This is a genomic window from Streptomyces sp. NPDC031274 (assembly GCF_055570235.1).
Genome location: NZ_JBVIHP010000035.1, coordinates 81,491 through 90,441 on the forward strand (window position 1 = coordinate 81,491; position 8,951 = coordinate 90,441).

The 8,951-nt window shown below is 69.1% G+C and carries 8 protein-coding genes; 4 read left to right on the forward strand and 4 right to left on the reverse strand.

From position 1 onward, the window contains the following. The 4 genes from ACZ5CR_RS38875 to ACZ5CR_RS38890 all read right to left on the reverse strand — a co-directional run. Positions 1-319: SDR family NAD(P)-dependent oxidoreductase (locus ACZ5CR_RS38875; protein ID WP_468866723.1), on the reverse strand; the 319-nt coding region annotated here is incomplete at its 3' end. A 213-nt stretch (positions 320-532) separates the two neighbouring features. Next, on the reverse strand, positions 533-1,399 hold the full coding sequence (locus ACZ5CR_RS38880) for a GNAT family N-acetyltransferase (RefSeq protein WP_468866678.1): 867 nt from the start codon (positions 1,397-1,399) through the stop codon (positions 533-535). Positions 1,400-1,456: 57 nt separating this feature from the next. Further along, entirely contained in the window at positions 1,457-1,972 is a 516-nt protein-coding gene (locus ACZ5CR_RS38885; protein WP_468866680.1) for a GNAT family N-acetyltransferase, read from the reverse strand. A 169-nt stretch (positions 1,973-2,141) separates the two neighbouring features. Continuing rightward, positions 2,142-2,741 carry a sigma-70 family RNA polymerase sigma factor gene (locus tag ACZ5CR_RS38890; RefSeq protein WP_468866683.1) on the reverse strand — a complete coding sequence of 200 codons (600 nt, stop codon included), beginning with the start codon at positions 2,739-2,741 and terminating at the stop codon, positions 2,142-2,144. Positions 2,742-2,819: 78 nt separating this feature from the next. Here ACZ5CR_RS38890 and ACZ5CR_RS38895 point away from each other — a divergent pair, with 78 nt between their 5' ends. The 4 genes from ACZ5CR_RS38895 (at position 2,820) to ACZ5CR_RS38910 (ending at position 8,848) form a co-directional block, all read left to right on the forward strand. Beyond that, positions 2,820-3,647: an alpha/beta fold hydrolase gene (locus ACZ5CR_RS38895; RefSeq protein WP_468866685.1), complete on the forward strand. Its 828-nt coding sequence runs from the start codon at positions 2,820-2,822 to the stop codon at positions 3,645-3,647. Positions 3,648-3,707: 60 nt separating this feature from the next. Then, a complete protein-coding gene (locus ACZ5CR_RS38900; protein ID WP_468866688.1) occupies positions 3,708-5,327 on the forward strand; it encodes an FMN-binding glutamate synthase family protein in 1,620 nt (539 codons plus the stop codon). After that, positions 5,327-7,057, forward strand: coding sequence for a thiamine pyrophosphate-dependent enzyme (locus ACZ5CR_RS38905; protein ID WP_468866690.1), 1,731 nt, complete (start codon positions 5,327-5,329; stop codon positions 7,055-7,057). The genes ACZ5CR_RS38900 and ACZ5CR_RS38905 overlap by 1 nt, the downstream gene beginning before the upstream one ends. Positions 7,058-7,327: 270 nt before the next feature. Further along, a complete protein-coding gene (locus tag ACZ5CR_RS38910) occupies positions 7,328-8,848 on the forward strand; it encodes a catalase (RefSeq protein WP_468866692.1) in 1,521 nt (506 codons plus the stop codon). Positions 8,849-8,951 lie beyond the last annotated feature (103 nt).

Consider the following 8,951-nt stretch of genomic DNA (forward strand, 5'->3'; position numbering starts at 1 on the left):
AAGACCCATCGGATCCTCCCGGCCACCACCCCCCCCCCCCCCCCCCCCCCCCCCCCCCCCCCCCCCCCCCCCCCCCCCCCCCCCCCCACGACTCTTCTTCCGCCACGTCACACGCCGCGAACACCGCTCGTCCGCCGTCCTGACGGATGGAATGTGCGGTGCGCTCGCCCTCCTCGGCATCCACATCAGCGACCACCACCCCGGCCCCCTCCGCGGCAAGCCGCCGGGCCGTCGCCGCGCCGATCCCGTTGGCTCCCCCGCTCACCACCACACAACGCCCGACGAACCGCTGACCGGACCCCGACGACTGAGCACTCACAGGCAACTCCCCGCCCTACGCACCGGCACACACGGAAACAGCCAGACATCCCCCGTCCACACCATTAACCACCACCCGACACGCTGCCGCCAACACCCCCTCCGCCCTCAGCTCGCGCCATCGGGGACGACCTGATCCATCCGCGACCGGGGACGTCCCGGCCCCGGCCAAGGGCAGCGACGCGGCGTGTCCGATACCGCCGCCTGATCATTCTCAGGCGGCTCGGCTGACGTCCAGCCGTTCGGACGACGGCTCGTATCCAGCTGCCCTGTAGGTGGCGACGGCGGCAGCGTTCGAGCTCGGGGCGCTGACGAGTGCGCTTGACGCACCCAGTTCACGCAGCGCCGCCGCGGCGGCGACGCTGATCGCCGTCCCGTAGCCGCGACCGCGATGGTCGGCGTGCACGCCCACCGGCTCCAGCAGGCCGGGCTTGCCGGGCCCGGCCGACCAGACCGTCGCCGCGGCCACCGCGTTGTCCTGGTCGTCGTAGCCGATCAGGCAGCGGGCGTCGGCGTAGACCGGCCCGGCCGCGAGGACGTGCCAGATCTCCTCGGTGAACCTCGGGCTGCCGAACGCCGAGCGGTGCACCGCGGTCCGCACCCCCGCCGTATCCGGACCGGCTACCTCGATCCGCAGGCCGGAGTCCTTCACCGGCTCGGCGAGGTCGTGGCGCAGCGGCGTCCACGGCTCGTCCAGATTCCAGCCCGCCTCCAAGAGGACCTCGCGGAGCAGGGCGCCGTCGGGGATTTCGAGGCCGACCTTCCCGGGCGGCAGGACCCCGCGCTCCGGATCATTGAGGTCTGCCAGCAGTCGGCGTGCCAGATCGCCGTCCTGTCGCAGGTCCGGCGCGGTCGTCAGGCGCAGCACATCAGGGGCGTCCAGGTATCCGACGGCAATGATCCGTCCGTCCACGCTCCAGGTGCGGACGGTCGCGGCCAGCCTCTCCGCGCCCAACGCCCAGGCCCAGCCGAGGTCTCCCGGATGGAGTTGCAGCGGCGTACGGTCGTCCTGCCATACGCGGAGGGCATCCACGGCCCCGGTCAGCCCGTCGACGCCGGGCTCGTTCAGAACGATCGTCATGGCCCGCATCTCACACCACCACGGCGACCGGCCGCACCTGGTTTTACTCAGCGGGTTTCACATTGGACGGTCCGGCTGCGCGGCAAGGTCGATGGTGAAGGCCACCCGGTCGAGCCCGGGGCCGTCGTAGTCGGGCTTCACGGTCGAGATCGTGAAGCCGAGCCGGGTGTGGAAGGACTGCGACGCGGTGTTCTGCGGGCTGGTGATGCAGTGCACGTACCGACGGCCGTGCGATCGGGCGAGAGCGAAGAAGGCCCGGTACAGGGCGCGCCCGATGCCCTGCCCGTGCAGTTGCGGGTCGACACCGACGAAGTGCACGTAGGCGGCGTCGGGTTCGGTCTGCGAGAGGAAACCGACCAGGAAGGCCGCGAGCTGTTCCCCGTCGCGTTCGATCAGAAAGCTGGTGGTGGTGAAGTGCTGGAAGTAGAGCCGCGGCAGGAGCAGCGCACGTTCCAACGCCCCTGCCTGCCCTTTCAGACCACCCCACCACGCGTCCAGCACCTCGAGCACCCGCGCATGGTCGTCCTCGGCAAGCTGCCGCGCCGTCAGTCCACCAGGAAGGTCATCGATCATCGCCGCAGTCTGTCATCGGCGCCGGGCACGCCGCCAGGCAACCAGGACGTTCTTACTGTTCATGGTGGTGCCCCCCTTCGGCGCCGCGGCGAACTCGCGTTCTTGTGAGCAGCACTACATGAAGCCGAAAAACCCGCGCCAGAGTGCAGTTCAGCGCCGAACTGCAGGGTCAATTTCCGAGTTGATCGCGCTGGATCTCATGGGCGAGAGCGCGTCGCACGGAGGCCGAGCCAGCGGCGGAGTCGTTCGCGGGGATGTCGAGAGCGCGGCTGATCTCGTCGTACGCGTCCCGATAGCTGCCTGGGAGTTGTGCCTGATGCCGCCTCAGGTCCTCTTCGAGGAGACGCCGTAGCTCGTCGATGTTCCGGGAAGTGAAGCGCCTCTTGCCCCGGGCGAGGGCATTGACGCAGCGGGTGCAGTGGGCACTGTCGTCCAGGCTCTCGGAGACCTCCTCGGCAAGGCCCCACAGACGTCCTTCGAGCCATGGGAGGTCCCGCTGGTCGAGGTGGAGCTTCATCGGGGGCGGCCGGTCGCCCGGCTGCAGGTGCTTCGCCATCTGCTTGGACACGGCGGGCTGGCTCATGTCCGCGAGCTCGGCGATCTTGTCCTGCGTCCAGCCGAAGTCGGCGAAGAGCTTGATCATCTCCGCGCGCAGCTTCCGCATCTCCTCGCCCGCGCGGATGACTTCGTTCATGCCGGCAAGCATCCGCCCGGCCTGCCGCTCGGTCAGCGCCCCGGAGTTCCGGTGAGTGTCCTCTTTACCTGCCATGGCTCGGTTATACAGTCCAGCACCCCGCCCCCCATAACTGGGTTGTATAACTTGGTTATGACTGTCAGGATCCGCGTCATGCCCACCTACTCCGCATCTGACGGAACCCAACTCGCCTACCACGCGCACGGAGAAGGCGATCCAGTCGTGTGCGTCCCCGGCGGCCCAGCGGACTCCCGCTATCTCGGCGACCTCGGCGGCCTTTCCGTGCACCGGCAGCTGATCGTCCTGGACACGCGCGGCACCGGCCGGTCCGCGGTCCCCGAAGACCTCTCCTCCTACCGGTGCGACCGCCTCGTCGAGGACGTCGAGGCCCTGCGCGAGCACCTCGGACTCCCCCGGATGGACCTGCTCGGCCACTCCGGTGGCGCGAACATCGCCACGCAGTACGCGGCCCGCCACCCACGCAACGTCAGCAAGCTCGCCCTGATCGGCCCTGGGACCCGAGCCGTCGGCATGGCGGTCACCGGTGAGATGCGACGTGAGCTCGCGCTGTCGCGCAAGAACGAGCTGTGGTTCCCACCGGCGTTCGCCGCCCTGGAGGCGATAATCGACGGGTCCGGCACGGACTGGCAGGCCGTCAGCCCCTTCTTCTACGGCCGATGGGACACCGCCGCCCGGCAGCACTACGCGGCCAGTCTGCCGAGCAACGCGGAAGCGGTCACCGGCTTCGCGGCAGAGGGCGCCTTCGACGCGGAGGCCACTCGTTCGGGCCTTGCGGACTGTGAGGCACCCGTCCTGCTGCTCACCGGGGAATTCGACGTGAACAGCCCTCCTCAGCAGACGGCCGAATTCGCGGCGCTGTTCCCTGATGCGACTCTCGTGGTGCAACCGGCAGCGGGTCACTATCCCTGGCTGGATGACGCCGACCAGTTCGTGGCGACCATTGCGGCATTCCTCGAGTAGGCCCCCGACGCGTCGGCCGTGCGCATGTATGCCCGACTGAATTCCGGTCAGATGGGGCCCATGACGCGTTTCGCAATGGTGGGCCTGCTGACGGCCTGTGCAGTGGGCGGTGTACTGCTCGCCCTCCTCGTATCCCCCTGGTGGTGGCTGGCCGGGGCTCTGTTCGTGGCCACGGCACTGACCGGGGTGTACGACCTGGCCCAGCGGCGGCACTCCGTCCTGCGGAACTATCCCGTGCTCGGTCATCTGCGGTTCCTCATGGAAACGCTGCGCCCGGAGCTCCAGCAGTACTTCGTGGAGCGCAACTACGACGGCAGGCCCTACGACCGCGACACGCGCAGCATCGTCTACGAACGGGCCAAGGGTGTCGACGCCGAGGAACCGTTCGGCAGCGAGCGTGACATGGACGAACGCGGCTACGAGTTTCTCGTGCCGTCCATGGCGCCGGCGAAAGTGCCCGACGAGCCGCCCCGCGTCCGGATCGGCGGCCCCGACTGCACCCAGCCGTACGACATGGCTCTCCTCAATGTCTCGGCGATGAGCTTCGGAGCCCTCTCCTCCAACGCCATCGTGGCGCTGAACACGGGCGCCGAACGCGGCGGGTTCGCACACGACACCGGCGAGGGCGGCCTGTCCGACTACCATCTGCGGCCCGGTGGCGACCTCGTCTGGGAGATCGGCACTGGCTACTTCGGCTGCCGTACCCGTGACGGAGATTTCGACGCACGGCAGTTCGCCGAGAAAGCCGCGCATCCCGCCGTGCGCTGCGTGTCGCTCAAGCTGTCGCAGGGGGCGAAACCGGGGATGGGAGGCGTTCTCCCCGGCAGCAAGGTCAACGCCGAGATCGCTTCGGTGCGGGGTGTACCCGAGGGCGAGACGGTTGTCTCACCGCCGTACCACCGCGCCTTCTCCACGCCTCGCGAACTCGTCCGCTTCCTTGCCCGGCTGCGGGAACTGGCGAACGGCAAACCGGTGGGCTTCAAGCTGTGCCCCGGGTCACGGACCCAGTTCCTCGCCGTGTGCAAGGCCATGACGGCGGAAGGGATCACCCCCGACTTCATCGTGGTGGACGGTGCGGAGGGCGGCACGGGCGCCGCACCACTGGAATTCGCCGACCACATCGGCACGCCGCTCACCGAGGGCCTCATCACCGTGCACACGGCCCTGACGGGCGCGGGGCTGCGGGAACGTATCCGCATCGGCGCCAGCGGCAAGGTGGCGACGGGCTCCGACATCGTCAAGCGCCTCATCATGGGCGCCGACTACACGAACGCGGCCCGCGCGATGATGTTCGCCGTCGGCTGCATCCAGGCCCAGCGCTGCCACACCAACCACTGCCCGACCGGCGTCACCACCCAGGATCCGCACCGTGCCCGCGCCCTGGACGTCGTGGACAAAGCCGAGCGCGTCACGCGCTTTCAGCAGAGCACCGTCCACAGCGCGTTGCAGATCATGGCCGCGATGGGCGTCCGCGACGCCGCGGAGCTCGGCCCGCATCTCCTGCGGCGCCGCGAGGACCACGGCCGGTTCCGGTCCTACGCCGAACTGTACGAGTGGCTGTCCCCCGGCGAACTGCTCGCCGCACCGCCCCAGAGCTGGGCCGCCGACTGGCAGGCGGCGGATCCGGACTCCTTCGCGATGGGACAGCGCACACCCCGATCCGTTGAAAGGAACACCTGATGGCCCGCACTGTTGCCCGCGTCGTGATCGACGCCCTGGAAGAACTCGGAGTACGCCATGTCTTCGGCGTCGTGGGGGACGCTCTGAACCCCCTCACCGACGCCATCCGCGACAGCGGGTCCGTCGAATGGGTGAGTTGCCGCCACGAGGAGGCAGCGGCTTTCGCCGCCGGCGCCCAGTCCCAGCTCACCAACACCCTCGGCGTCTGCATGGGTACGGTCGGACCGGGCTCCGTGCACCTGCTCAACGGGTTGTACGACGCCGCCAAGAGCGGAACCCCGGTGCTCGCCATCGCCGGCCAGGTGCCGCTCGCCGAGGTGGGCACCGACTATTTCCAGGAGGTCGACAACGACCTCCTCTTCCGTGATGTCGCCGTCTTCCGCGCCACCGTCACCTCCCCGGAGCAGCTGCCCGGTCTCCTTGAGATAGCCGTGCGCAACGCGATCGGGCGCCGCGGCGTTGCCGTACTGACGGTCCCCGGCGACATCGGCGACCAGGAACTGCCCAAGGACCGGCCGGTCCGGCTCTCCGTCGCCGAATCCGCCAACCGGCCCGACGACCCGGTGCTCGACGACGCCGCCGCGGCCCTCTCCGACGGCGGCAAGGTCACCATGCTCGTGGGCCGCGGAGCGCGCGGGTCCCGCGAAGACGTCCTGGCCCTCGCGGAGCGCCTTGCGGCGCCCATGGTGCTCACGCTCAAGGCGAAGGACGGCTTCGAGGGCGACAACCCCTACCAGGTCGGCCAGACGGGGCTCATCGGCAACCCGGCCGCCTCGCACGCGATGGACCACGCCGACACCCTGCTGCTGCTCGGCACCGACTTTCCGTACCGCGAGTGGTATCCCCAGGGCAAGAAGGTCGTACAGGTCGACCGGGTCGCCGAGCACATCGGCCGACGTGTCCCCGTCGACGTCGCCCTGGCCGCCGACGTCGGCCCCACGGTGCGTGGGCTCCTCGACCGTCTTGAGCGGCGCACGGAGCGCGACCATCTGGACGGAGCACGAAAGAAGTTCACCACTTGGCAAGAGGGACAGCAGCGGCTCGCCGCGCCCGGGCACGACCGCGGCCTCATCGGCAAGGTGCGGTCCGCCTTCGACAACCGGGATCACCTCGTACGCCCGGAAGCGCTGGCCGCCGCCGTGGACACTCTGGCGGCCGATGACGCCGTCTTCACCTCGGACACCGGGATGGCCACCGTGTGGCTCTCGCGGTTCGTCGAGATGCGGGGATCCCGGCGCCTGCTCGGCTCGTACAACCTCGGGTCGATGGCCAACGCGATGCCGCAGGCCATCGGCGCGCAGCTCCTGGATCCCGACCGGCAGGTCGTCGCCTTCTGCGGCGACGGCGGTCTCGGGATGCTCCTGGGCGACCTCATGACCATCCGCAGCCGACGGCTGCCGGTGAAGCTCGTCGTCTTCGACAACCAGCGGCTCGGGATGGTGAAGCTGGAGCAGGAGCAGGCGGGGCTGCCGGAGTTCGGCACCGAACTCGACAACCCGGATTTCGCCGCGGTCGCCGAGGCCATCGGCATCACCGGCATCCGGGTGAGCCGGGCCGAGGATCTGGCCGAGGGAGTCGGCCGGGCCTTCGCCACGCCGGGCCCTGTCCTCCTGGACGTCCTCACCAACCCCGAGGAGATCGCGGTACCCGGCAAGCCGACCGTCCAGCAGGGCTGGGGGTTCGCCATCGCCAAGATCCGCGAGAACCTCACGAGCCCCGGTGGCCACTGATCAGCGGCCACTGAGAGGAAACGGAAGCGCTCACCACGTATCAGCGGCGCCAAGTCGGGCACTCGGACTCTGTCCGGCGAAAGATCCACACACAACAGCAGACGGCAGGATCAGGCGCACGGACGTACGTGAACAAATGGCCGCATGGCCACATAAGCCGCAAGATGGACTCGACGCTGATACAACGCCGAATCCACCGAGCAAGAGACGGACCCTCTCCACCCCTTTGCGGCGCAGAGAACAACACCCACCGAAAGGCACTCGTCACCCATGAGCGACGTCACAGGTAAGGCGACCACCACGGACGCCGGAGCTCCGGTCGAGAGCGATGAGCACTCGCTCACCGTCGGCGCCGGTGGGCCGATCCTCTTGCAGGACTCCTATCTGATCGAGCAGATGGCCCAGTTCAACCGGGAGCGGATCCCCGAGCGGCAGCCGCACGCCAAGGGCAGCGGCGCCTTCGGGCACTTCGAAGTCACCAACGACGTCAGTGCCTACACGAAGGCCGCCCTCTTCCAGCCGGGCACCCGGACCGACCTCGTGGCCCGGTTCTCCACCGTCGCCGGCGAGCGGGGAAGCCCGGACACCTGGCGTGACCCGCGCGGATTCGCGGTGAAGTTCTACACCACCGAGGGCAACTACGACATGGTCGGGAACAACACCCCGGTCTTCTTCGTGAAGGACCCGATGAAGTTCCAGCACTTCATCCGGTCCCAGAAACGCCGGGCGGACAACAACCTCCGCGACCACGACATGCAGTGGGACTTCTGGACGCTCTCGCCGGAGTCCGCCCACCAGGTCACGTGGCTGATGGGGGATCGGGGCATCCCGCGCTCCTGGCGGCACATGAACGGCTACACCTCGCACACCTACATGTGGATCAACGCCCAGGGTGAGCGGTTCTGGGTGAAGTACCACTTCAAGACCGACCAGGGCGTCGAGCACTTCACCCAGGACGAGGGTGACCAGATGGCCGCGGCGGACACGGACTATCACACCCGGGATCTCTTCGAGCACATCCGGGACGGCGAGTACCCCAGCTGGACGCTGCATGTGCAGCTGATGCCGTACGACGACGCGGCCACCTACCGCTTCAACCCGTTCGACCTGACCAAGGTGTGGCCGCACGCGGACTACCCGTTGGTCGAGGTCGGCAAGATGACCCTGGACCGCAACCCCACGGACAACCACGCCGAGATCGAGCAGGCGGCGTTCCAGCCGAACAACCTGGTCCCCGGCATCGGCCCGAGCCCCGACCGCATGCTGCTCGCGAGGCTGTTCTCCTACGCCGACGCGCACCGTCACCGCATCGGCGGCAACTACCAGCAGCTGCCGGTCAACGCTCCGATCGCGCCCCTGCGTACGTACTCCAAGGACGGGGCCATGGCGTACAACAAGACGGAGGACCCGGTCTACGCACCGAACTCCAAGGGCGGCCCGGCAGCCGACACGAGCCGCTACGCGCCGCCCAGCTGGTACGCGGACGGTGACATCACCCGCGCCGCGTACGTCGATCACGCCGAGGACGACGACTGGGGCCAGGCGGGCACCATGGTCCGCGAGGTCCTCGACGACGCCGCGCGCGACCGCCTCGTGGACAACGTCGTCGGGCACCTGCTCAACGCGGTGAGCGAACCCGTGCTCGCCAGGGCCTTCGAGTACTGGTCGAACATCGACAAGTCCATCGGTGAGCGCATCGCGCAGGGAGTGCGCGCCAAGGCGGGCGAGAAGGACTTCAAGGCCGGGGAGCAGGCCAACCCGGCTCGCAGCAGCATGCAGGACAAGGCCTGAACCATCTGCGCCCGTCGGCGCCCGTGGGGGGGGGGGGGGGGGGGGGGGGGGGGGGGGGGGGTGTGGGGGGGGGGGGGGGGGGGGGGGGGGGGGGGGGGGGGGC